Genomic DNA, 23204 nt, shown 5'->3' on the forward strand with positions numbered 1-23204 from the left:
ATAAGAGTGGCCGGCCTGTGTGTCCGGCACCGCCGGACCGTCGCCCTGGACTCGGTCGACCTCGCGCTCGGCACGGGTGTGCACGGGCTGCTGGGCCCGAACGGTGCCGGGAAGACGTCCCTGATCAGAGTGCTGGCGACGGTCGCCAGGCCGGCCGCGGGCCGGGTGGAGCTGCTCGGCCGGGACACCGCCGGGCATCGCGCCCTCGGCGAGGTCCGCGCCCGGCTGGGCTATCTGCCGCAGGAGTTCGGCTATTACCCGGGGTTCACGGTGCGGGAGTTCGTGGCGTACGTGGCCTGGCTGAAGGAGATGCCGGCCGCCGAGGTCCCGGCGGCCGTGGAGCGGGCGGTGGCCCGGGTCGGGCTCGCCGGGCGGGCCGACGCGAAGATCCGGACGCTGTCGGGGGGCATGGTCCGCCGGGTCGGCATCGCCCAGGCCGTCGTCAACGAGCCGCAGGTCCTGCTGCTCGACGAGCCGACCGCCGGACTGGATCCCGAACAGCGGGTGGAGTTCCGGGAGTTGCTGCGCGAGCTGGGTGCCTCGGCGACCGTGGTCGTCTCCACCCACCTGGTGGAGGACGTGGCGGCGGCCTGTACGGAGGTCACCCTGCTGGACAGGGGCCGGGTCGCCTACCGGGGCACTCCCGAAGCGCTGGCCGCCCTGGGCGAGGTGTCCGGCGGCCCCGGGGACCATCCGATCGAGCGCGGCTACACGACGGCCCTGCGCACCCACCGCACCGTCCAGGAGGCATCGCGATGAGCGTCGTGACGGCGGCGAAGGCCCCGCTGTTCGCGGAGGCGCGCCGGGGCTTCGCCCCCTGGGCCGGGCTGACCGTGCTGCTGACGCTGGGCGTGACGCTCGCCGCGTCCGCCGGCAGATGGCAGGGCGGCTGGGCGGAGACCGCCGCACAGCTGCACAACGCCGTGCTGATCACGGTTCCGGCGGCCGCGGCGGCGGGCTGCTGGCAGGGCGGGCGGGAGCGGCGGCGGCGTACCCGGGAGCTGTGGGGGACGGTCGTACGGCCGCCGCTGGTCCGGTTCCTGGTGTCGGCGCTGCCGACGGCGCTCTGGGTGGCCGCCGGGTACGCGGGTGCGGCGGGTCTGGCGCTGCTCGCGACCTGGCCGTACGCCTTGGGAGACGGCCCGCGGCTGACCCTGCTGCCCACCGACGGTTTCGTGTCGGGGGCCGCGGTGCTGGTCGGTCATGCGGTGGGGCGGCTGGTGCCCTCGCGGCTCGCGGCTCCGCTGCTGGCGACGGCCGGGTATGTCGGGCTGGGGGTGACGGCGGCGGCGCATGAGGGGTCCGGGCGGTATCTGAACCCCGCGTTCTCGATCACGGAGACCTGGGTGCCGGTGTGGTGGCAGCCGGCGGCGATGGCGGTCTGGACCGGGGGCCTGGCGGGGGCGGCCGTACTGGCGTACGCGGCCCGGCGCCGGTGGACCGCGCTGCTGCCGCTGGCCGCCGCGACGGCCGCCGCCGTGCTGCTCACGCAGACCGGGGACGGACTGTGGCGCACCGACCCGCTCGTCCGCCGGCAGGTGTGCGACACGTCCGTCACCCCGGCGGTGTGCGTGAACGCCCGGTACGCGGGTGCGTTGCCGCAGCTCACCGAGGCGCTGTCGGGTGTCACGGGCAAGCTGAAGGGCGTCCGGAACCTACCGGTGCGCTGGTCGGACCGGTACGGCGGGCCGCGTGCCGGCGAGGCCGGCCTGCCGTCGCTGACGCCGCTCGGCTGGTCGTTCGTGCGGGGGCGGCTGACCGATCCGGAGCAGTTCGCGTCGGAGGCGGTGGGGGCGCTGCGGCTGCGCGGCGACTGCCCGGACGACACGGTTTCCACGGCCGACGACGCTGTCGAGAACTACCTCTCGCCCCAGCCCGCGCAGGAGGACTTCGACCGCCTGGACGCCCACGGGGACGCGCGGGCCCGGGCCGCGCTGGCCGGGCGGCGCGCCGCCCGGGCCCGGCTGGCGGCGATGGGCGGCGCGGAACGCCGGACCTGGCTCTCGGCGTACTTCGCGGCCCGGGCGGCGTGCGATGCGAAGGAGGTGCCGGCCCTGTGACCTCCGTCCGAAAGCCGCTCGTGCTCTACGCCCGCTCCCGCACCGTCCCCGCCACCCTGGCCGCGCTCGCCGTCACCACCGCCTTCGCCGTCTGGGCGGCGGCCCGCCTGGACGGTTTCCTGGACCCCGACCGCCGGGTCCCGGTGGTCGCGCTGGCCCCGCTGCTGGCGGCCGCGGTGATCGGGGTGAGCCTGTACTCGCCCTGCGACGAACTGGACCGTACGGCGGTACGGCCGTGGTGGCCGCGCCGGCTGGCCCAGCTGGCCGGGCTCACCGCGCTCGCGGCCGTGCTGCTGCCGCTGGCGGTGCTGGGGCATCCGGAGACCTTCGGGCCGCCGGCCGTCATACGCAACACGCTGGGCTGTACGGGAGTGACGGCCGCGGCGGCGGTGCTGCTCGGCGCCCGGCTGAGCTGGCTGCCGGCCTTCGGTTACGTCAGTGCCGTGTACCTGGGCTCGGTGGGGGCGCACGGAAGCGCGGCGACGGTGTGGGCGTGGCCCGTGCAACCGGGCGCGCAACCGGGCGCCTGGGCGGCGGCGCTGGGGGCGTTCACGGTGGGCGGCGCGCTGTATGTCGTACGCGGTGCGCGTGCCGAAGGGCCCCGTGGCTGAGGCGGACAGCCACGGGGTATGCGAAAGCCCGGATCGTCAGGCGGAGATGCCGTCGATCCGGGCCAGGGCGTCATCCGCGCCGTACGGTTGCAAGTACGGCAGCCAGCGCGGGTCCCTGTGGCCGGTCCCGATGATGCGCCAGGCCAGGCCGGTGGGCGGGGCTGGTTTGTGCCGCAGCCGCCAGCCGATCTCGAAGAGGTGGCGGTCGGCCTTGACGTGGTTGCAGCGCCGGCACGACGCCACCACGTTGTCCCAGACGTGTTGACCCCCGCGACTGCGCGGGATGACGTGGTCGACGCTGGTTGCGACGCCACCGCAGTACATGCACCGGCCCCCGTCGCGCGCGAAGAGCGCCCTGCGGGTGAGAGGAACGGGCCCCCGGTAGGGAACCCGTACGAATCGCTTGAGCCGGACCACGCTGGGTGCGGAGACTGTGACGGTTGCGCTGTGCATATAGGCGCCGGATTCCTCCAAGGCGACTGCCTTGTTCTCCAGGACGAGGACGAGCGCGCGGCGGAGCGGTACGACGCCGAGCGGCTCGTACGACGCGTTGAGGACCAGGACATGCGGCACGGGGGCCTCCTTGGGCGTCGGCGGCGCGTGGCTCGCGCCGGGACGATCTGTGGCCAGTCTCCCCTCTTGCCTGGTGGACGCGCCACCATGTCCGCGTAACGGCCTGGGAGTGTTTTCGACCACAACGCATTCATCCCCCGGATACCCCCCTTTTCAAGCGAGCCTGTTCAACCGGGAGGCCCGCGAAGTGAGCACGGTCTCTCCTTCTCGTACTGGTCGGGTGCACACGCGATGCCCCGTTAGTGTGGTGATCCTGCCCGTCCGGTGACCTTTTCGTGACCTTGAACGCCGTACGTGACCGTGAACGCCGTGCCGGAGGGCAGTACCGCACCGCCTGGAGGTACCCGCCGTGTCCTTGCCCGCCGTCCTACTGGCCGCCGGTCCGTCGCCGTCGCCGACCCCCTCGGGGTCGTCCACTCCGGCGGTGCCCACGCTCCAGGACGCCCAGGAGAGCGCCACGAACGCCGCGAGCTGGGTCGAGCAGAACTGGTCGACCTGGCTGGCGATAGGTCTGAAGGTGCTGCTGATCCTGGTGATCGCGGTGGTCCTCAGAAGGGTCGTGCTGCGGGCGATAACCAAGCTCATCGACCGTATGAACCGGACCGTCGAGTCGGCGGAGGGCACCACCCTCGGCGGACTGCTGGTCAACGCCGAGCGGCGGCGGCAGCGCTCGCAGGCGATCGGGTCGGTGCTGCGGTCGGTCGCGAGCTTCGTGATCCTGGGCACGGCCGCGCTGACGGTGCTGTCCGCCTTCCAGATCAACCTGGCGCCGCTGCTGGCGTCGGCCGGTGTGGCCGGTGTGGCGATCGGTTTCGGCGCCCGCAACCTGGTCACGGACTTCCTGTCCGGCGTCTTCATGATCCTGGAGGACCAGTACGGCGTCGGCGACTCGATCGACGCGGGGGTCGCAGCCGGTGAGGTGGTCGAGGTCGGCCTGCGGGTGACCAAGCTGCGCGGTGACAGCGGCGAGATCTGGTACGTCCGCAACGGCGAGATCAAGCGCATCGGCAACCTCTCGCAGGGCTGGGCCACGGCCGGTGTCGACGTCACCCTCCGGCCCAGCGAGGACCTGGACCGGGTCCGGGCCACCCTGGACGAGGTCGCCGAGAAGATGGCCAAGGAGGAGCCCTGGAACGAGTTGCTGTGGGGCCCGATCCAGATCCTCGGCCTGGACTCCGTCCTCATCGACTCGATGGTGGTCCGCCTCTCCGCCAAGACCATGCCGGGCAAGGCGCTGACCGTGGAGCGCGAGCTGCGCTGGCGGATCAAGCGGGCCTTCGACGAGGCGGACATCAGGATCGTCGGCGGCGCCCCCGTCGCGCTCTCGGAGGACGAGGCCCCGGACCCGACGGCGGCCGTGGCGGCACCGTCGGCGTTCGCCAACGCGGATTCCCCGCAGGTGGCGGCGACGACACCGATCGCCGCGCAGCGGCCGACGACGGCGGGGAAGTAGCGGAACGGTTCAGCACACTCGTTCGAGCGAACAGGCGGGGCATTCCGGCGCCGGACGGGCGCTGGGTGCCCCGTCGTTCTGTCGGGGCGCCCGGCGCGGTGGCCTACTACCAGACCGACGAGAAGGTGAGCCTCGGCGACCCGCTCCCCCTCCCGGCGCCCTACCCCACCCTCGACACGGTCCCCTTCCTCGGCGACTGAGCGGCCCTCGGCTCAACGGGCTTCGAGCGTACGCACGACCTGGCAGAGCGCGATGAAAACGGCGCCCCGGAGGAGGACGGCATCGCCCCCGAGCCCTTTGCCGGCGCGGACCTCGACGCGAGCCTGATCTGTGGACTCGTCGTAGGCGACCGTCCCGTCGGCCGACGCCCGCGCCCGGAACGGACGCCACCGGAACCAGACCGGGTTGCCGCCGCCGACCTCCAACGCCCTCGGGGCCGTGCCCAGGGCGGCACGGACGTGGGAGAGCGTGACACCGGTGAGGGTGTGTGTCTGGATGCCGTCGAGGGCGTTCCCGGAGACCTCTACGTCCAGCCCGCGTGCCACCCGCACCAGCGAGCGGGTCCGCCAGGCCGCCCACAACAGGGCGAGCAGCCACCACGTCAGAGCGAGCAGCGCCGCCTCGCCCACGGCCGACCAGGTGATGCCGTCGTCGACGAAGGCGAGGACCCACATCACCAGCAGCGGGGGTACGAAGTCGATGAACGTGCTCCACAGCAGCCGCAGGAACAACCCTTTCAAAGGGGTCATGTCTCAGCCGCCGCTCTCCTGGTCGGTATCGGGATACAGGAGCAGGAAGCCGCACCCGGGGCCCGCTTGACCAGAGACGACGAAGATCGTGACGGAGTCGTGATCGCGGAGCGGGAGCGGGAGCGGGACCGGGCCGTACCCGGATGCCCTTCACAGGTCCCCCGCATTCTCCGCGCGTCGCACGGTGATCTAGGGTCGCTCCACCACGGGTCCTTGATCTGGAGCGCGAAGCCGCCCGGGGACCCGTTGCGAATGTGGGGACACATGAGAAAGCTCGCCATAGGCGCCGCCCTGTCCGGCGCCCTGGCCCTGGCCGGTCTCGCGGCGCCCGCCGCCTCCGCGGCCCCGAGCACGCCCGACCTGAAGTTCACCGGCATCAAGGTGAACAACGGCAAGGCGATCGTGGTCGGCACCACCAAGACGGTGAGCGTGCCGGTGACGTACACCCTGACCCGGCCCGTGGACGTGGACGTGGACGGCGACTCGTCGTTCGCCGGCGTGATCCTCTACCGCGGCACCCTGAGGTCGGTGCAGAACATGGTCGGCCCCGACGACCTGCCCACCTGCACGACGACGGCGACGACGGACACGACCGTCACCGCGAGCTGCTCCGAGAAGATCGTCATCGCCGAGGGCGACCTGTTCGAGGCCGCTGACGCCACCACCTGGAAGGCCGGCGGCTTCTACAGCTACGTCGACGGCACCGTCTCGGACGACTTCCTCAGCTCCAACTCGGGCACCGCGATCTGGGGCAACCTCGGCACGGCCAAGGTGCAGCGCGCGGCCAGGCTGACCGCCGACGCCTCCCCGGAGCCGGTGGCCAAGGGCAGGACGATCACCGTCAAGGGCAAGCTGACCCGGGCGGACTGGGACGCCTTCGCGTACAAGGGCTACCAGGGGCAGAAGGCCGTCCTGCAGTTCCGCCCCGAGGGCACCAAGACGTACACGAACGTCAAGGGCATCACCTCCGGCACCGGCGGCGCCCTGTCCACCACGGTGAAGGCGTCGAAGAGCGGCTACTACCGCTACGTCTTCGCGGGTACGACGACCACCGCGGCGGCGACGGCCACGGGCGACTTCATCAAGGTCAAGTAGCACCTGCGGTCGCCTCACCACAAGGGCCCGTCCGGTCTTCCGGACGGGCCCTTCGCGCGTCCGAGCCCAGGTAACGAGTGGGTTGCCGCGCAGTCGGGCTATTGACGCTCTCCTTCCGGCGGCCTACGTTTTCCAGCCAACAGGAAACTTTCCTAACAGTGATCATGGGTGAGCGGTCCCGGGGCGGTTGACCCCCGTGCGTGATCCCGAAGCGTCACCCGGGGTGGACCGATCACCCGGGTCACTGGGAAACTGAGCGGCTGGAAAGGCAGGTGTCGAACCGCATGGCAGGAACCGCCGGTACGCCGGGCACCCCGCGCGTACTCCGCGCCATGAACGACCGCGCCGCACTGGACCTGCTGCTGGAGCACGGCCCGCTGTCGCGGACCCGGATCGGCAAGCTCACCGGCCTCTCCAAGCCGACCGCCTCCCAGCTGCTGGCCCGCCTGGAGGCGGCCGGGCTGGTGCTGGCGACCGGCACCAGCGAGGGCCGGCCGGGTCCCAACGCCCAGCTGTACTCGGTGAATCCGGGCGCCGCCTACGCCGCGGGACTCGACGTCAACCCGGCCCGGATCCGGGCCGCCGTCGCCGACGTCACCGGCCGTACCGTCGGCGAGTTCGAACTGCCCACCCCGGGGCGGCGGTCGGCCCAGTCCGTCGTACGGCAGGTCACCGACGCCCTCGACGGTGCCGTGAAGGCGGCCGGGCTGGCCCGGGACGACGTCCGCCGGCTGGTCATCGGCACGCCCGGCGCCTTCGACCCCAACACCGGCCGGCTGCGCTACGCCTCGCACCTGCCCGGCTGGCACTCCCCGGCGCTGCTCGACGACCTCGCCGCCGCGCTGCCGATGCCCGTCGAGTACGAGAACGACGTCAACCTCGTCGCGATCGCCGAACAGCGGCTCGGCGCGGCCCGCGGCCACGGCGACTTCGTGCTGCTGTGGAACGAGGAGGGCCTCGGCGCCGCCCTGGTCCTCGGCGGCCGGCTGCACCGCGGCTGGACCGGCGGCGCCGGGGAGGTCGGCTTCCTGCCGGTGCCGGGCACCCCGCTGGTCCGCCAGGTCATCAAGGCCAACAGCGGCGGTTACCAGGAACTCGCCGGCGCGCAGTCACTGCCCAGGCTGGCCGGCGCGCTCGGCATCGGGGACCTGCCGGCCGGCTCGCACTCCGAGGTGGCCGCCGCGCTCGTCGCCCGCGCCGCCGACCACGGCAGTGGCCCGCACCACGAACTCCTGCGGACCTACGCGACCCGGGTCGCCACCGGTCTCGCCTCCCTCGTCTCCGTCCTCGACCCCGAACTCGTCGTCCTCAGCGGCACCGTCCTGACCTCCGGCGGCGAAGTGCTGCGCGCCCTGGTCCAGGCCGAGCTGGAGGAACTGGCGGCAGCCAGGCCACGGCTCGTCGTCGGCGACGTCCAGGAACACCCCGTGCTGCGCGGCGCGCTGGAGAGCGCGCTCGCGACCACCCGCGACGAGGTCTTCGACACCTCGCGCTGACCCGCCCCAGCCCCGCACCAGCCCCTTTCAGCCCCCGCACCGGCCCCTTCCCTCACCGCCCGTCCTTGGGAGACCTTGCCATGCCCATACCTTCCGCTGCCCGAAAGACGGCTTTTGCCCTGACCGCCCTGACCAGTTCGCTCGCCCTTCTCACCGCCTGTACCGGCCAGTCCTCCTCCGGCGCCACCGACGACGCCTCCGCGAACACCACCATCAACTTCTGGCACGCCTGGAGCGCGCCGAGCGAGGTCAAGGCCGTCAACGCGCTGATCGCCGGCTTCGAGAAGGCGCACCCCAACATCCACGTCAACGTCGTCGGCAACATGACCGACGACAAGATGAACCAGGCGCTGCGCACCGGCGGCGACAAGGCCCCGGACGTCATCTCGTCCTTCACCACCAACAGTGTCGGCAAGTTCTGCGACTCGGGCGCGCTGGTCGACCTCAACCCCTTCTTCAAGAAGTCGGGCGTCGACCCGCAGACGACGTTCCCGAAGGCGATGAACGAGTACACCCAGTTCGACGGCAACCGCTGCTCGGTGCCGCTGCTCGGGGACGCGTACGGGCTCTACTACAACAAGACGGCGTTCGCGAAGGCCGGCATCACCACTCCGCCGAAGACCTGGTCCGAATTCAAGGCCGACGCCAAGAAACTGACGATCACCCAGGGTGACAGCTACCAGCAGCTCGGTTTCATGCCGGACTACCACGGCTGGGAGACCACGACCGAGCACTACCTCGGGCAGTTCTCGCCGACGTACTTCGACAGCGAGGGCAAGTCGAACGTCGCCAAGGACCCGGCCTTCGAGAAGTCCTTCACGCTCCAGAAGGACCTCGTCGACACGCTCGGCGGCTACAAGAAGCTGGAGACGTTCCGCGCCACGCTCGGCGACGAGTGGGGCCCCAAGCACCCCTTCCAGACCGGCCAGGTCGCCATGCAGCTCGACGGTGAGTGGCGCCTCGGCATGGCCCTGGACGCCAAGCCGAAGTTCGACATAGGCGTCGCCCCGATGCCGGTCCCCGACGACCAGGCCGCCCAGTACGGCAAGGGCTACATCACCGGCACCATCGCCGGCATCGCCGCCACCAGCAAGAAGCAGAACGCGGCCTGGGAGTTCGTGAAGTACATCAGCACCGACACGGACGCGGTGGTGAACTTCTCCAACGCCATCCACAACGTGCCGTCCACGCTGGCCGCCCTGAAGTCGCCGAAGCTGAAGTACGACCCGCGGTTCAAGACGTTCCTGGACATCGCCGCGAACCCGGACTCCACGACGGCACCCGCCTCCGTCAACGGCGGTGTGTACCTGGTGACGATCCAGCAGCTCGGCTACGACTACGAGAGCGGCAAGGTCACCGACCTGAAGGCGGGCCTGAAGCAGGCCGCCGCGCAGATCGACACGGACATCGCGCAGGCGAAGTGACGATGAGCACCATCACCTTGGCGTCGGAGCGCCGCCGGTCCGGCCTTGTGGCGAAGCGCAGGAAACAAGCACTTCGGACGCTCGCCTTCATGTCGCCCTGGCTGATCGGCTTCGCGGTCTTCTTCGCGTATCCGCTGATCTCGACGGTCTACTTCTCGTTCATGCACTACGACGGTTTCAAGCCGCCGACGTGGAGCGGCACGAAGAACTGGACGTACGTCTTCGAGCACTATCCCTACTTCTGGCCCGCGATGCGCAACACCCTGTGGCTCGTGGTCGTGATGGTCTCGCTCCGGGTCGTCTTCGGCCTCGGCATCGGCATGCTCATCACGAAGATCAAGACGGGCACGGGCGTCTTCCGCACCCTCTTCTATCTGCCCTACCTGGCCCCGCCGGTCGCGGCCACCATGGCCTTCGCCTTCCTCCTCAACCCCGGTACCGGCCCGGTCAACTCGATCCTGGAGAAAATCGGCATCCCGGCTCCGGGCTGGTTCAACGACCCCACCTGGTCCAAGCCGGCGCTGACCCTGCTGGCGCTGTGGGGCATCGGCGACCTGATGGTCATCTTCATGGCCGCGCTGCTCGACGTGCCGGCGGAGCAGTACGAGGCGGCGGAGCTGGACGGCGCGTCGGCGTGGCAGCGCTTCCGGTACGTGACGCTGCCGAACATCTCGCCGATCGTGATGTTCGCAGTCGTCACGGGTGTCATCCAGACGATGCAGTACTACACCCAGCCGCTCATCGCCGGGAAGGTCGCCTCGGGGGTCATCCAGGGGGCGGGCACCCAGTTCGAGCCCGGGTATCCGGAGAAGTCGACGCTCACCCTGCCCCAGCTCGTCTACAACCTCGGTTTCCAGCGCTTCGACTACGGCTCCGCGTGTGTCGTCGCCCTCGTCCTCTTCGTCCTGTCCATGGTGTTCACGTCGTTCCTGATGCGGCGCCGGGGCGGTCTCATCCAGGCAGGTGACTGAACATGGCCCAGGTACTGGACCGGCCGGTGGACGTGACCCCGCAGCCGATGACCTCGGCCCAACGCACCGCCCGCCGCAAGGCGTTGCTGAACTGGGTGGCGGTCCACTCCCTCGGCGTCGCCGCCGCCCTCTTCTTCACCCTCCCGTTCGTGTTCGTCTTCCTGACCTCGCTGATGAGCGACAGCCAGGCGCTCAGCCGGGACCTGATCCCGCACACCTGGGAGTGGGGCAACTACCGGAAGGTCTTCGACACCCCCGGCTTCCTGACCTGGTGGCGGAACACGCTGTTCTACGCCGGTCTGGGCACCGTCCTGACGGTCGTCTCCTCGCTGCCGGTGGCGTACGCGCTCGCGAAGTTCCGCTTCCGGGGCCGCAACCTCTCACTCATGCTGGTGATCTCGATGATGATGCTGCCACCGCAGGTGGTCATCATCCCGATGTACCTGTTCTGGGCGAAGCAGCTCGGCCTCTCCGGCACCCTGTGGCCGCTGATCGTGCCGATGGCGTTCGGCGACGCGTTCTCCATCTTCCTGCTGCGCCAGTTCCTGACGACGATCCCGAACGAGTACCTGGACGCGGCGAAGGTGGACGGCTGCGGGGACCTGCGGACCCTGCTGCGGGTGGTGATCCCGATGGCGAAACCGGGTATCGCCGCCGTCGCGCTCTTCCAGTTCTTCTACGCCTGGAACGACTACTTCGGACCCCAGATCTACGCCTCGGAGAACCCGGGCGCCTGGACGCTGTCCTACGGCCTGGAGTCGTTCAAGGGCATGCACCACACCGACTGGAATCTCACCATGGCCGCGACCGTACTGGTCATGGCCCCCGTGATCCTCGTGTTCTTCTTCGCCCAGAAGGCGTTCGTCGAGGGCGTCACGCTCACCGGAGTGAAGGGTTAACCACGTATGAAACTCACCGTGGTCGGCGGAGGCTCGACCTACACCCCCGAACTCATCGACGGCTTCGCGCGGCTCAGGGACACCCTGCCCATCGAGGAACTGGTCCTGGTGGACCCGGCCGCCGAACGCCTGGAACTGGTGGGCGGACTGGCCCGCCGGATCTTCGCCAAGCAGGGCCACAGCGGCCGTATCGTCACCACCTCCGACCTGGACGCCGGCGTGGAGGGTGCCGACGCGGTGCTGCTCCAGCTGCGCGTCGGTGGCCAGGCGGCCCGGCAGCAGGACGAGACCTGGCCGCTGGAGTGCGGCTGCATCGGCCAGGAGACCACCGGCGCCGGCGGCCTCGCCAAGGCGCTGCGGACCGTCCCCGTCGTCCTGGACATCGCCGAACGCGTCCGCCGGGCCAACCCGAACGCCTGGATCATCGACTTCACCAACCCGGTGGGGATCGTCACCCGCGCCCTGCTGCAGGCCGGGCACCGGGCGGTCGGACTGTGTAACGTGGCGATCGGCTTCCAGCGGAAGTTCGCGAACCTGCTCGGTGTCATGCCCGCCGAGGTCCACCTGGACCACCTCGGCCTCAACCACCTCACCTGGGAGACGGCGGTCCGCCTCGGCGGCCCCGAGGGCGAGAACGTGCTGCCCAAGCTGCTCGGGGAACACGGCGACACCATCGCCGCCGACCTGAAGCTGCCGACGGCCCTCCTCGACCGACTGGGGGGCGTGATCCCCTCCTACTACCTGCGCTACTACTACGCGCACGACGAGGTCGTGCGGGAGCTGCGCACCAAACCGTCGCGCGCCTCCGAAGTGGCCGCGATGGAACAGCGGTTGCTGGAGATGTACGGCGACCCGGCGCTCGACGAGAAGCCCGGGCTGCTCGCCAAGCGGGGCGGCGCGTACTACTCGGAGGCGGCCGTGGACCTGGCGGCGGCGCTGCTCGGCGGCGGGGGCAACCCCTACCAGGTGGTGAACACCTACAACGGCGGCACCCTCCCCTTCCTCCCCGACGACGCGGTGATCGAGGTGCAGGCGGCGCTCGGCAAGGGCGGACCCGTGCCGCTGTCCGTCCCGGACGTCGACCCGCTCTTCGCCGGCCTGGTGGCGAACGTGACGGCGTACGAGGAACTGGCCCTGGAGGCGGCGCTGCGCGGCGGCCGTGACCGCGTCTACAAGGCCCTTCTCTCGCATCCCCTCGTCGGCCAGTACGAGTACGCCGAGGCCCTGACCGACCGACTGATCGCGCACAACCGGGAGCACCTCGCGTGGGCCTGACCGCAAGTGTCCTCGCCATCGACGCGGGCAACAGCAAGACCGACGTCGCGGTGGTGGCGGCGGACGGCGAGGTCCTCGCCACGGCCCGCGGCGGCGGCTTCCGGCCGCCGGTGGTGGGCGTGGAGCAGGCCGTGGACGAGGTGGCGTCGGCGGTCGCCGAGGCGTACACCGCCGCCGGCGTCACCTCGGTCGCCCATGTCTCCGCCTGCCTCGCCAACGCCGACCTGCCGGTGGAGGAGGAGCAGTTGGCCGCCGCGCTGGCCGCCCGCGACTGGGGCGGTTCGGTGACCGTCCGCAACGACACCTTCGCGATCCTGCGGGCGGGCGTGGCCGAGCCCCGGGGTGTCGCCGTGGTGTGCGGGGCGGGCATCAACTGCGTCGGCATGCGCCCCGACGGCCGCACCGCCCGTTTCCCCGCCATAGGGCGCATCTCCGGTGACTGGGGCGGCGGTTGGGGACTGGCCGAGGAGGCCCTCTGGCACGCGGCGCGGGCGGAGGACGGGCGCGGCGAGCCGACGGCCCTGGTCCGCACCCTCCCGGCGCACTTCGGGCTGACGTCCATGTACGCGCTGATCGAGGCGCTGCACCTGGAGCACGTCGAGTACGGCCGCCGGCACGAGCTGACGCCGGTGCTGTTCGCGACGGCGGCCGACGGTGACCCGATCGCCCGCTCGGTGGTGGACCGGCTGGCCCAGGAGGTCGCGACGATGGCCACGGTCGCCCTGACCCGCCTCGACCTGCTGGACGAGGAGACGCCGGTGCTGCTGGGGGGCGGCGTGCTGACGGGCGGTCACCCGCTGCTGGACGACGGCGTACGGGAGCTGCTGGCGGCGCGTGCGCCCAAGGCGGTGCCGAGGGTGGTGACGGCGCGTCCGGTGCTGGGGGCGGCGCTGTTGGGGCTGGATGTGGTGGGGGCGGGGGTGTCCGTGCAGGAGAGGGTGCGGGCGTACTTCGAGGGGTGACCCGGGACGGGGGCTCGCGGCGGGTGGGGACGCTGACCGGCGCTTGCAGGGTGCCGCCCGCGCCCACCCGTGCCGCCCGGGGGTCCCCCCAGGCCTTTCGGGCTCTGGGGAGGCACGACTGCCCGCGGCTACGACGAGCCCCGTCAGGGGCGCGGGGAACTGCGCGACCAGCCCCCACCGGCCCGCGCCCCGAACACCATCGATTCACCCCTCCGGAACCGAACCGATTCCCCCGGCGTATTCATGGGCAGGGGTTCCGCTGCGATCGGATCAAGATCCAGTGACGGCCGGTGCCGAATGTCAGTCCGGGCGGCGATACTGGGCGGCGACCGGATGACCATGGGGGAGGTCAAGTGACACACCCGCCGACGAAGAGCGCGGCACCGCCAGGCGCAGGCACCGTCCTGCCCGCACAGCGGACCGGCTCCCCCACACCCGAGACAACGCCCCCGCGCCGCAGCGCCTTCGCGGAGGGCGTCGAGCAGGTGCGCGCCGCCGTCACCACCGAGCCCGGCCGGCTCCGGCTCATCGGCGCCGTCCTGGCCGTGCTGATCGTCGCCTTCGGTGCCGTCACCGCCTGGCAGATGACCGACCGCGCGGCCGCCGCCGACGACGTGCTGCACCGCAGCCAGCCGCTCAGCTCGGGCGCGGCCGACATCTACCGTTCGCTGGCGGACGCCAACACCGCGGCCTCCAGCGGCTTCCTGGCGGGTGGTCAGGAGACCGCGGCCTCCCGCGCGCGGTACGAGACGGACATCCGGACGGCCGCCGCCAGGCTCGTCACCGCCGCCGCCAACTCCGAGCCCGGCTCCCCCTCCGAGGCGGCCGTGGCGAAGCTGAACAAGCTGCTCCCGGAGTACAAGGGGCTCGTCGAGCGGGCCAGCGTCTACAACCGGCAGGGCTACCCGGTCGGCGGCGCCTACCTGCGGTACGCGAACGAGAAGATGCAGAAGGAGATGCTCCCGGCGGCGGAGGATCTCTACACCAAGGAGAACGCGCGGCTGTCGTCCGACTACGCGGACGCGACCCCGTACCCGTGGGCGGCGATAGTCCTCGGCCTGCTCGCCCTCGCCGGGCTCGCCTGGGCCCAGTTGCGCCACTACCGCCGTACCAACCGCGTGCTCAACCACGGCCTGGTCGCGGCCTCCGCGGCCACCGTCGTCACGCTGCTGTGGCTGGTCGTCGGCCACACCTTCGCCCGTGCCGGCCTGGACGGCTCGTACGACCACGGCGTCCGCTCGCTGAACGTGCTGCACGACGCCCGGATCGCGTCCCTGAAGGCCCGGGGGAACGAGAACCTCAGCCTGGTCGCGCGGGGCGCGGAGACGGTCACGGTCGACGGTGAGACCTACGACGCGTACTACTACGACTTCGACCAGGACATGGCCGCCCTCGGCAAGGGACTCACCCAGGCCGCGGCGCTCGCGGACGACTCGGCGGGCAGCAAGCCCGTGCAGGCGGCCGAGGGGAACATGAAGGTGTGGAAGGAGCGGCACGCCGACGCCCGCACCGAGGACGAGAACGGCGACTACCAGGCGGCGCTGGACAAGGTGATAGGCGCCAAGGGCGCGACCGCCGAGTGCTTCGACAGCGTCGACGCGAACCTGAAGAACGCTCTCGCCCACGAGGAGACCGAGTTCCAGGAGCGGGCCACCGACGGGCGGGACGCGATGTCCGGGCTGCCGATCGGTGCCGCCATGCTGGGCGTTGCGGCGGCGTCGGGCGCCCTGTTCGGTATCGGGCGCAGGCTTTCGGAGTACCGGTGAGAGGGGGCGTGGCGGTGTTCGCGCAGAGGATGCGGGCCTCCCTGCGGGGCTGGGGCGGAGTGGGCGCGATGGCGGTCGGCTGCGCTCTGGCGCTGGCGTTCGTCCTGCTGCTGCCCCTCACCCAGTCCGCCGGGGGGAGCGACACGGACGAGGGGCTCGGCGGTCCGGGGCTGGCCACGGCCGGCCCGGCGAGGGCCGACAGCTGTGTCGACTCCCAGGCCCAGAACGAGACATGGTCGCCGTCGAGCGCGGACGGCCCGACGATCGACGCCATCAAGGCCCGTACGGGCGCCAAGCGGAAGCTGATCGTCGGCATCGACCAGAACAGCTACCGCTGGGGCTACCGCAACCCGAACAACGCGGGCGCGGAGCTGGAGGGTTTCGACATCGACCTGGTGCACCGGATCGCCCAGGACATCCTCGGCGACCCCGACGCCGTGCAGTTCAAGGCGATTCCGACCAGCCAGCGGATACCGGCGATCCAGGACGGCCGGGTCGACATGGTCGTCCGCACCATGACCATCAACTGCGACCGGCTGAAGGACGTGGCGTTCTCCGCGCCGTACTTCAAGACCGGCCAGCAGGTGCTGGCGCCCAAGTCGTCGCCGATCACCGGCTACAACGGCACGCTGGCGCACAAGAGGATCTGCACGGCGGCCGGTTCGACGGCGTACGCCAAGCTGGACGCGGACCGGAAGGCAGGGAAGCCGGCCGCCTCGGCCGACATCTCCACCACCGTGCCCAACCAACTCGACTGCCTGGTGCGGCTGCAGCTCGGTGAGGTGGACGCGGTGGTCACCGACGGCGCGCTGGCCGCCAGCCAGGCCGCGCAGGACCCGACGGTCGAGCTGAAGGGCGCCGCCTTCACGACCGAGTACTACGGCGTGGCGATGAAACAGGGTGCGACCGATCTGGTACGCCGGGTCAATCAGATCCTGGTCGGTTACCGGGCCGACGGCTGGCAGGCGTCGTACGACAAGTGGCTGTCGGCGACACTGGGAGCGGACTCGGCGGCGTCGAAACCGTCGGCGCCGCAGTACCTGCGCACGAGCTGACCCGCATCCGCAGGGCCGGTCCCGACAAGCAAGCGAGAGGTGATCGATGGGCGTCACGGACCCCGCCGGGCCGGTGATGGACCGGGACGAGGTGGACCGTGCGCTGGCGCGGCTCGGCGCGGAGCACGAGGCGATCGAGACCTCGCTGCTCGCCCTGCAGGACCACGCGGGCCGCAGGCTCCTGGAGGGCGCCGAGCTCACCGGGACGACCCGGGACCGGTGGACGTCCGCCGACGCCTCGATCACCCTGCTGTGGGCGTACTTCGACGCCTACACGGACACGCTGCGCTCGGCCCGGGAGATCCGGGCCCGGCGCCGCTGGTCCAGCCGTGAGGACCTGGTGGAGCTGACCGAGCTGCTGCGCGGCGAGTCGGTGACGGTGGCGGGCAGCGCCACCGCGACGGCGAACGCGCCGACGCTGCTGTCCGCGGCCGGCCGGCTCAGCGAGCGCTTCTCGCTGGTGACCCTGGTCGACCGGATGAACGAGCTGTACGCGACCTCGCTGGACATGGTCGTCACCGCCGACGCGGTGTGGTCGGCGCTGCCCGCGCGGATCGATTTACTCGCCGCCGAGCTGCAGCGCACCCGCAAGCTGGCGCACTCCGTCGGGGTGCGCCCCGGCGAGCACCCGGCGGGCGACGACCTGGAGCGGATCACCCGCATACTGACGAAGCTGCGCGAGGACGTCGTCTCGGATCCGCTGGGCTTCTGGGTTCCGGCGCAGGGGAGTTCGGCGCCGGGCGGCGGCCGGCCGGACACCACGGTGTACGACCGGGAGGCGCGGGCGCTGGAGGAGGTGCGGCGGGAGATCGACGCCGTGCTGACGGTCCGGCAGGACGCGGAGACCCGGCTGATCAAGCTGCGGGACGTGCTCTCCCGGGCGGACCGCACCCTCGCCGAGGCGCGCACCGCGCGCGGTGAGGTGCTGGCGAAGATCGCGGCGACCGAGGTGCCGGTGGTCAGCGGCCCGCCGACCGCGCTGCAGGAGCAGCTGGCGACGGCCGCCGAGTACCGCAGAATGGCCCAGTGGCACCGGCTGTCGCCGCTCCTGGAGTCCCTGGAGCAGAAGGCGGAGGACGAACTGCTGCGCGCCCGTGAGTCGTTGACGGCGGTCACCGCGCCGCTGGCGGTACGCGCGGAACTGCGCGGCCGGCTGGACGCCTACAAGGCGAAGGTGGCCCGCCATGGCCTGGCCGAGGACCCGTTCCTGATCGAGCGGTACGACGCGGCCCGGCGGATGCTGTGGAGCGCGCCCTGCGACCTGCGGGTCGCGGAGCAGGCGGTGCTCCGCTACCAGCAGGCGGCGGCCGAGGCGCTGGGCGCGCCGCGGGTGCCGCAGCAGAGCGGTCCCGAGGACCGGAGAGGGCCCGGAGCGTGAGCGACAAGGGGGATGCGGCGGCGATGAGTCAGGCGGGACAGACGTGCCAGCGGCCGGACTGCGAGGGGACGTACGAGGACGTCGGCGACGGTGAGCTGTACTGCGACACCTGCGGTCTGGCCCCGGTCGTCTCGGCGAGCGGGCTGGTCGGTTCGCCGCCCACCGGGATCACGGCCGGCGGCCGTTCCTCGTCGAGCGGCGGGAGTTCGCGCTCCAGCAGCCGCAGTTCGCGTACGTCCTCGCAGTCGTCGAAGTCGCGGCGCTCGGTCTCCGGGCGGCTCTCACGGTCCCTGTCGGGCAAGTCGACGGGCCGTTCGGTGTCGGTGCGCAGCTCCGGTTCGTCGACGAGCGGGTCGGGGCGCAGCCGGCTGGGCGCGGGGCTGGTCGCGGTCCCGCAGGTACCCAGGCCGGACCCGCGCGAGATGGTCCTCGAGAACCCGGAGGTGCCCGAGCGGAAGCGGTTCTGCTCCCGCTCGGACTGCGGGGCGCCGGTCGGGCGGGCCCGCGGGGACCGGCCGGGCCGGACCGAGGGGTTCTGCACCAAGTGCGGCAACCCGTACTCGTTCGTGCCCAAGCTGAAGGCCGGGGACGTCGTGCACGGCCAGTACGAGGTCGTGGGCTGTATCGCGCACGGTGGCCTGGGCTGGATCTACCTGGCCGTGGACCGCGCGGTGTCCGACCGCTGGGTGGTGCTCAAGGGCCTGCTGGACACCGGCGACCAGGACGCGATGGCCGCCGCCATCTCCGAGCGGCGCTTCCTCGCGGAGATCGAGCACGCCAACATCGTGCGGATCTACAACTTCGTGGAGCATCTGGACCAGCGCACCGGCTCGCTCGACGGCTACATCGTCATGGAGTACGTCGGCGGCAAGTCCCTCAAGGAGATCGCCAACGACCGGCGTACCCCGGAGGGCCGCCGCGACCCGCTGCCGGTGGAGCAGGCCTGCGCGTACGGCATCGAGGCGCTGGAGGCCCTCGGCCACCTGCACAGCCGCAACCTCCTCTACTGCGACTTCAAGGTCGACAACGCCATCCAGACCGAGGACCAGCTCAAGCTGATCGACATGGGCGCGGTGCGCCGCATGGACGACGACGAGTCGGCGATCTACGGCACGGTCGGCTACCAGGCCCCGGAGGTCGCCGAGGTCGGCCCGTCGGTCGCCTCCGACCTGTACACGGTCGGCCGCACCCTCGCGGTCCTCACCTTCGACTTCCAGGGCTACACGACCGTCTTCGTGGACTCGCTGCCCGACCCGGACAACATCGAGGTGTTCCGGCAGTACGAGTCCTTCTACCGGCTGCTGGTCCGGGCCACCGATCCCGACCCGGCTCGCCGGTTCGCCTCCGCGCAGGAGATGACCGAGCAGCTGACAGGGGTGCTGCGCGAGGTCGTTTCGGTGCAGACCGGCAGGGCCCGGCCCGCCCTGTCGACGCTGTTCGGGCCCGAGGTGAAGGTCACGGACACGGAGCTGTTCCCGAAGCTGGCCGGGGACGTGTCCCGGCTGGGGGCGCGGGCGGTGGCCTCCAGAACGCTCGCCCTCGAACCAACGGGAGCGGCCGGAGCCCCGGCCGGCGACGGCCGCCCGGCGGGCGCCCAGGCCGGCGCGGCGGCCCCGGTCTCCCCCGCCTTGGTGCGGCCCGTTCCCACCCCGGCAGCCGCGCTCGCCCTGCCGGTCCCGATGGTCGACCCGAACGACCCGAACGCCGGATTCCTGGCGGGGCTCACGACCTCGGGGGCGGGCGAGGTCAGCCTGCTCAGCGCCCTGGCCTCGGCACCGACGCAGACGGTCGAGACCCGGCTGCGCCAGATCCGCGCCCGGCTGGAGAACGGCGACTTCGAGGCCGCGCTGGTGACCCTCGGCGAGCTGGAGGACGAGCAGCCCGACGACTGGCGGGTGGTCTGGTACCGGGGCGTGACCGCCCTGGTCACCGGGGACTTCGAGGGTGCGGCGCTGTCCTTCGACGCGATCTACGACGCCTTCCCGGGCGAGACCACGCCCAAGCTGGCGCTCGGCCTGTGCGCGGAGGTGCTCGGCCAGCTGGACAACGCGGCCGAGTACTACCGGCTGGTGTGGGCGACCGACCCGAGCTTCGTCAGCTCCGCCTTCGGTCTGGCCCGGGTGCAACTGGCGGCCGGGGACCGGCGCGGTGCGGTGCGTACTCTGGAATCGGTGCCGGAGGCGTCGATCCACTACACGGCGGCCCGGGTGGCGGCCGTACGGGCGCGGCTGCGGCACCGGACCGGGACGCCCGACGACACGCCGTTCCTGGACGATCTGACGGCCGCCGCCGGGCAGATCGAGGCGCTGGACGCGTACGGTCTGGATCCGGCACGGCGCGAGCAGTTGTCGGCGGAAGTCCTCGGCTGCGCGCTGGACTGGATACTCTCCGGAGGCCAGGACTCCCAGCCCGTCGTCGGCGGCCGGGTGCTGCTCGGCAGCGGTCTGGACGAGCGGGGCCTCCGTTTCGGCCTGGAGCGCTCGTACCGCACGCTGGCCAGACTGGCGACCGGCGGTGAGGAGAGGATCGACCTGGTGGAACGGGCCAACCGTTACCGCCCCCGGACGTGGGTGTAGTTGATGTCGCAGATGCCCCAGCAGGCCGCACCGGCGAAGTGCCCGAGCTGCGCGGAGCCGCTCGAATCGGGTGACCTGTTCTGCGGTGCGTGCGGGTACGACCTGTCGGCCGTGCCCGCCGCGCCGCAGGACCACCCGACCCTCACCATGGGCGCCTCCGGCGTGGCCTGGCCACCGCCCGAGCCGGACAGCTCCGGGCCACCGTCGGCCCCGCATCTGCCGACGGACCTGCCCGGCACGGACTCGGGCGGCAAGCCGCTGCCGGGTTCGCCGCCGCACGGTTCGCCGGGCTCGCCGGGTTCGCCGCCGCACGGTTCGCCGGTGTCGCCGGCCTCCGGGGTGCGGTTCGACCGGCCGCCGGAGCCCGACGACGACTACGCGCTGCAGGCGCCGGACCCGCGGTTGGCCGCCTCCGCCGCGGAGAACACCGAGACGACCGGGAGCGCCGAGACCACGGAGCTGCCGAAGGTGTGCGTGGCCTGCCGGGCGGGCCGGGTCGACGACGACGGCTACTGCGAGAACTGCGGGCACGCCCAGCCGCGCGAGCGCGACCACATGGAGCAGGAGGTGGGCCCGGTGGCCGCCGTCAGCGACCGCGGGCTGCGCCACCACCGCAACGAGGACGCGTTCACCGTCGGCCGCACCGCGCTGCCGGACGGCACCCCGGCGCTGCTCGCGGTGGTCTGCGACGGCGTCTCCTCGGCGACCCGCCCCGACGAGGCCTCGCTGGCCGCCTCCCGGGCCGCGAGCGAGGCGCTGCTGGCCGCGCTGCCGCAGGGCACGCATCCGCAAGCGGCGATGCACGAGGCGATCGTCGTCGCCTCCCAGGCCGTCAACGCCCTCGCCGAGGAGCCGCCGACGGCCCGCGAGCACAGCCCGCACCAGAACGCCCCGGCGTGCACGCTCGTCGCCTCGATCGTCACCGCGGGCCTGCTGGTGGTCGGCTGGGTCGGCGACAGCCGCGCCTACTGGGTGCCGGTGGACCGCGGCGCACCGCCGGCCCGCCTCACCGAGGACGACTCCTGGGCGGCACAGATGGTGGCCGCGGGGCTGATGAGCGAGGCCGAGGCGTACGCCGACGAACGGGCCCACGCGATCACCGGCTGGCTCGGCGCGGACGCGTACGAACTGGAGCCGCACACCGCTTCCTTCAAGCCGGACCGGCCTGGTGTGGTGGTGGTGTGCACGGACGGCCTGTGGAACTACGCGGAGTCGGCCGAGGAGATGTGCGAGGTCGTTCCCGCCGACGCGGCCCTGCGGCCGCTGCACGCGGCCCGGGTCCTGCTCGGCCACGCCCTGGACGGCGGGGGCCACGACAACGTAACAGTGGCGCTGCTCCCGTTCCCGGCGCCGCCGCAGGGGGCAGGATCCGCCTGAGGCCGCGCAAAACGGCCGTAAACGGAGGGTCAGGAGCGGGGCACGGGGCAGCACAGGGAAACACCGGCGGACCGGAGGGGACCGGTCCGCACACCGTCAGCACCCACCACGCGTGGGGTGGAGGGGGACCAGAGCAGTCATGGCCAATTTCTCGAAGTCGAACGTGCCGCAGTTCTCGGTGGACGTCTACCAGAACGAGTACCTGCCGGACGGCGGCCGCGAGGTCAACGCGATCGTCACGGTGACGTCGACCGGCGGCGGCACCGTCGGGAGCGTGGCCGGGACGTCGTACGCGCCCGGGCAGGCGCCGGCCGCCGGGGTGGCGATCATGGTCGACTGCTCGGGCTCGATGGACTACCCGCCGACCAAGATGCGCAACGCCCGGGACGCCACGGCGGCCGCGATCGACACCCTGCGCGACGGCACCCACTTCGCCGTGATCGGCGGTACGCACGTCGCCAAGGAGGTCTACCCGGGCGGCGGCCGGCTCGCGGTGGCCGACCGCACCACCCGGGACCAGGCCAAGCAGGCGCTGCGCAGACTGAGCGCGGGCGGCGGTACGGCGATCGGGACCTGGCTGCGGCTGGCCGACCGGCTGCTGTCCTCGGCGGACGTCGCGATCCGGCACGGCATCCTGCTCACCGACGGCCGCAACGAGCACGAGTCGCCGGAGGACCTCAGGGCCGCCCTGGACTCCTGCGCCGGACGGTTCACCTGTGACGCCCGCGGCGTGGGCACCGACTGGGAAGTGAAAGAAGTCACAGGGATAGCCTCCTCGCTCCTCGGCACCGCCGACATCGTCGCCGACCCCGCGGGTCTGGCCGCCGACTTCACGCAGATGATGGAGACGGCGATGGGCAAGGAGGTCGCGGACGTCGCGCTGCGGCTGTGGACCCCGGTCGGCACGACCATCAAGTTCGTCAAGCAAGTGGCGCCCACGGTCGAGGACTTGACCGGCCGCCGCACCGAGGCCGGGCCGCGCGCCGGGGACTATCCGACCGGCTCCTGGGGCGACGAGTCCCGGGACTACCACGTCTGCGTGGAGGTCCCCACGGCCGGTCTCGGCCAGGAGATGCTCGCCGCCCGGGTGTCGTTGGTGGTCCCGCAGTCCGACGGCAGCGTCCAGAACCTGGGCGCGCAGGGACTGGTCAGGGCGGTGTGGACGGACGACATGGTCGCCTCGACCTCCATCAACCCCCAAGTCGCCCACTACACCGGGCAGGCCGAACTGGCACAAGCCATCCAACAAGGGCTCGATCTCCGCAAAGCGGGCGATATGGATGGAGCAACAGCCAAACTGGGCCGGGCCGTTCAGCTCGCCAGCGCCTCCGGGAACGCGGATACTGCGAAACTGCTTGCGAAGGTGGTGGACGTGGTCGACGCCGCGACAGGTACTGTGCGATTGAAAGCGAAGGTTGCGGAGGCCGACGAGATGACTCTCGAAACACGGTCCACAAAGACTGTTCGTGTAAAGAAGTGACCTG

The 23204-nt window shown here is 71.7% G+C and carries 20 protein-coding genes; 18 read left to right on the top strand and 2 right to left on the bottom strand.

The features are described from left to right. Positions 1-6: 6 nt before the first annotated feature. From ACZ4N4_RS05045 to ACZ4N4_RS05055, 3 genes are read left to right on the top strand one after another with little or no spacing between them, the layout of a single operon-like run. Entirely contained in the window at positions 7-759 is a 753-nt protein-coding gene (locus tag ACZ4N4_RS05045) for an ABC transporter ATP-binding protein (RefSeq protein ID WP_467585333.1), read from the top strand. Further along, positions 756-2060 carry a hypothetical protein gene (locus ACZ4N4_RS05050; protein ID WP_467584489.1) on the top strand — a complete coding sequence of 435 codons (1305 nt, stop codon included), beginning with the start codon at positions 756-758 and terminating at the stop codon, positions 2058-2060. The genes ACZ4N4_RS05045 and ACZ4N4_RS05050 overlap by 4 nt, the downstream gene beginning before the upstream one ends. Next, entirely contained in the window at positions 2057-2671 is a 615-nt protein-coding gene (locus ACZ4N4_RS05055) for a hypothetical protein (protein ID WP_467584492.1), read from the top strand. Before ACZ4N4_RS05050 ends, ACZ4N4_RS05055 begins: the two co-directional genes overlap by 4 nt. Positions 2672-2707: 36 nt before the next feature. Here ACZ4N4_RS05055 and ACZ4N4_RS05060 read toward each other — a convergent pair whose 3' ends face one another. Then, on the bottom strand, positions 2708-3244 hold the full coding sequence (locus ACZ4N4_RS05060; protein WP_089107458.1) for an HNH endonuclease: 537 nt from the start codon (positions 3242-3244) through the stop codon (positions 2708-2710). A gap of 349 nt (positions 3245-3593) precedes the next feature. On the opposite strand from ACZ4N4_RS05060, the gene ACZ4N4_RS05065 reads away from it, so the two are divergent. After that, positions 3594-4697 carry a mechanosensitive ion channel family protein gene (locus ACZ4N4_RS05065; RefSeq protein ID WP_453575845.1) on the top strand — a complete coding sequence of 368 codons (1104 nt, stop codon included), beginning with the start codon at positions 3594-3596 and terminating at the stop codon, positions 4695-4697. A gap of 65 nt (positions 4698-4762) precedes the next feature. Further along, positions 4763-4897 carry a hypothetical protein gene (locus tag ACZ4N4_RS05070; RefSeq protein WP_467584496.1) on the top strand — a complete coding sequence of 45 codons (135 nt, stop codon included), beginning with the start codon at positions 4763-4765 and terminating at the stop codon, positions 4895-4897. Positions 4898-4909: 12 nt separating this feature from the next. On the opposite strand, the gene ACZ4N4_RS05075 is transcribed toward ACZ4N4_RS05070, so the two are convergent. Then, on the bottom strand, positions 4910-5446 hold the full coding sequence (locus ACZ4N4_RS05075) for a hypothetical protein (RefSeq protein WP_467584500.1): 537 nt from the start codon (positions 5444-5446) through the stop codon (positions 4910-4912). A 264-nt stretch (positions 5447-5710) separates the two neighbouring features. Between ACZ4N4_RS05075 and ACZ4N4_RS05080 the strand changes: the two genes are divergently transcribed. From ACZ4N4_RS05080 to ACZ4N4_RS05140, 13 genes are all read left to right on the top strand, one after another. Continuing rightward, positions 5711-6541, top strand: a complete 831-nt coding sequence (locus ACZ4N4_RS05080) for a hypothetical protein (protein WP_467584503.1) — start codon at positions 5711-5713, stop codon at positions 6539-6541. Positions 6542-6825: 284 nt separating this feature from the next. Beyond that, positions 6826-8037, top strand: a complete 1212-nt coding sequence (locus ACZ4N4_RS05085) for an ROK family transcriptional regulator (protein ID WP_467584506.1) — start codon at positions 6826-6828, stop codon at positions 8035-8037. A gap of 80 nt (positions 8038-8117) precedes the next feature. Continuing rightward, positions 8118-9461, top strand: a complete 1344-nt coding sequence (locus tag ACZ4N4_RS05090) for an ABC transporter substrate-binding protein (protein WP_467584509.1) — start codon at positions 8118-8120, stop codon at positions 9459-9461. A gap of 2 nt (positions 9462-9463) precedes the next feature. After that, the gene (locus ACZ4N4_RS05095) at positions 9464-10432 is read left to right on the top strand and encodes a carbohydrate ABC transporter permease (protein ID WP_453575832.1); all 969 of its coding nucleotides are present in this window, start codon (positions 9464-9466) and stop codon (positions 10430-10432) included. A gap of 2 nt (positions 10433-10434) precedes the next feature. Then, positions 10435-11331 carry a carbohydrate ABC transporter permease gene (locus ACZ4N4_RS05100; RefSeq protein WP_467584512.1) on the top strand — a complete coding sequence of 299 codons (897 nt, stop codon included), beginning with the start codon at positions 10435-10437 and terminating at the stop codon, positions 11329-11331. A 6-nt stretch (positions 11332-11337) separates the two neighbouring features. Continuing rightward, positions 11338-12606, top strand: a complete 1269-nt coding sequence (locus tag ACZ4N4_RS05105; RefSeq protein WP_467584515.1) for a 6-phospho-beta-glucosidase — start codon at positions 11338-11340, stop codon at positions 12604-12606. Continuing rightward, positions 12597-13568: an N-acetylglucosamine kinase gene (locus ACZ4N4_RS05110; protein WP_467584518.1), complete on the top strand. Its 972-nt coding sequence runs from the start codon at positions 12597-12599 to the stop codon at positions 13566-13568. Before ACZ4N4_RS05105 ends, ACZ4N4_RS05110 begins: the two co-directional genes overlap by 10 nt. A 353-nt stretch (positions 13569-13921) precedes the next feature. After that, positions 13922-15334: a hypothetical protein gene (locus ACZ4N4_RS05115; RefSeq protein ID WP_467584520.1), complete on the top strand. Its 1413-nt coding sequence runs from the start codon at positions 13922-13924 to the stop codon at positions 15332-15334. 29 nt (positions 15335-15363) lie between these two features. Continuing rightward, a complete protein-coding gene (locus ACZ4N4_RS05120) occupies positions 15364-16389 on the top strand; it encodes a glutamate ABC transporter substrate-binding protein (RefSeq protein WP_453576001.1) in 1026 nt (341 codons plus the stop codon). 46 nt (positions 16390-16435) lie between these two features. Then, on the top strand, positions 16436-17767 hold the full coding sequence (locus tag ACZ4N4_RS05125; RefSeq protein ID WP_467584523.1) for a hypothetical protein: 1332 nt from the start codon (positions 16436-16438) through the stop codon (positions 17765-17767). A 23-nt stretch (positions 17768-17790) separates the two neighbouring features. After that, positions 17791-20343, top strand: coding sequence for a serine/threonine-protein kinase (locus ACZ4N4_RS05130; protein WP_467585335.1), 2553 nt, complete (start codon positions 17791-17793; stop codon positions 20341-20343). Positions 20344-20346: 3 nt separating this feature from the next. After that, a complete protein-coding gene (locus ACZ4N4_RS05135; RefSeq protein ID WP_467584525.1) occupies positions 20347-21720 on the top strand; it encodes a PP2C family serine/threonine-protein phosphatase in 1374 nt (457 codons plus the stop codon). Positions 21721-21859: 139 nt separating this feature from the next. Continuing rightward, positions 21860-23200, top strand: a complete 1341-nt coding sequence (locus tag ACZ4N4_RS05140) for a vWA domain-containing protein (protein ID WP_467584528.1) — start codon at positions 21860-21862, stop codon at positions 23198-23200. The last annotated feature ends 4 nt before the right edge of the window (positions 23201-23204 follow it).

The organism is Streptomyces sp. NPDC026538 (genome assembly GCF_055567535.1).

Coding starts and splice junctions, on each gene's coding strand:
- ACZ4N4_RS05080 (WP_467584503.1), top strand. CDS start 5,711: ATGAGAAAGCTCGCCATAGGCGCCGCCCTGTCCGGCGCCCTGGCCCTG.
- ACZ4N4_RS05050 (WP_467584489.1), top strand. CDS start 756: ATGAGCGTCGTGACGGCGGCGAAGGCCCCGCTGTTCGCGGAGGCGCGC.
- ACZ4N4_RS05120 (WP_453576001.1), top strand. CDS start 15,364: ATGCGGGCCTCCCTGCGGGGCTGGGGCGGAGTGGGCGCGATGGCGGTC.
- ACZ4N4_RS05095 (WP_453575832.1), top strand. CDS start 9,464: ATGAGCACCATCACCTTGGCGTCGGAGCGCCGCCGGTCCGGCCTTGTG.
- ACZ4N4_RS05135 (WP_467584525.1), top strand. CDS start 20,347: ATGTCGCAGATGCCCCAGCAGGCCGCACCGGCGAAGTGCCCGAGCTGC.
- ACZ4N4_RS05075 (WP_467584500.1), bottom strand. CDS start 5,446: ATGACCCCTTTGAAAGGGTTGTTCCTGCGGCTGCTGTGGAGCACGTTC.
- ACZ4N4_RS05090 (WP_467584509.1), top strand. CDS start 8,118: ATGCCCATACCTTCCGCTGCCCGAAAGACGGCTTTTGCCCTGACCGCC.
- ACZ4N4_RS05130 (WP_467585335.1), top strand. CDS start 17,791: ATGAGTCAGGCGGGACAGACGTGCCAGCGGCCGGACTGCGAGGGGACG.
- ACZ4N4_RS05140 (WP_467584528.1), top strand. CDS start 21,860: ATGGCCAATTTCTCGAAGTCGAACGTGCCGCAGTTCTCGGTGGACGTC.
- ACZ4N4_RS05085 (WP_467584506.1), top strand. CDS start 6,826: ATGGCAGGAACCGCCGGTACGCCGGGCACCCCGCGCGTACTCCGCGCC.
- ACZ4N4_RS05100 (WP_467584512.1), top strand. CDS start 10,435: ATGGCCCAGGTACTGGACCGGCCGGTGGACGTGACCCCGCAGCCGATG.
- ACZ4N4_RS05125 (WP_467584523.1), top strand. CDS start 16,436: ATGGGCGTCACGGACCCCGCCGGGCCGGTGATGGACCGGGACGAGGTG.
- ACZ4N4_RS05105 (WP_467584515.1), top strand. CDS start 11,338: ATGAAACTCACCGTGGTCGGCGGAGGCTCGACCTACACCCCCGAACTC.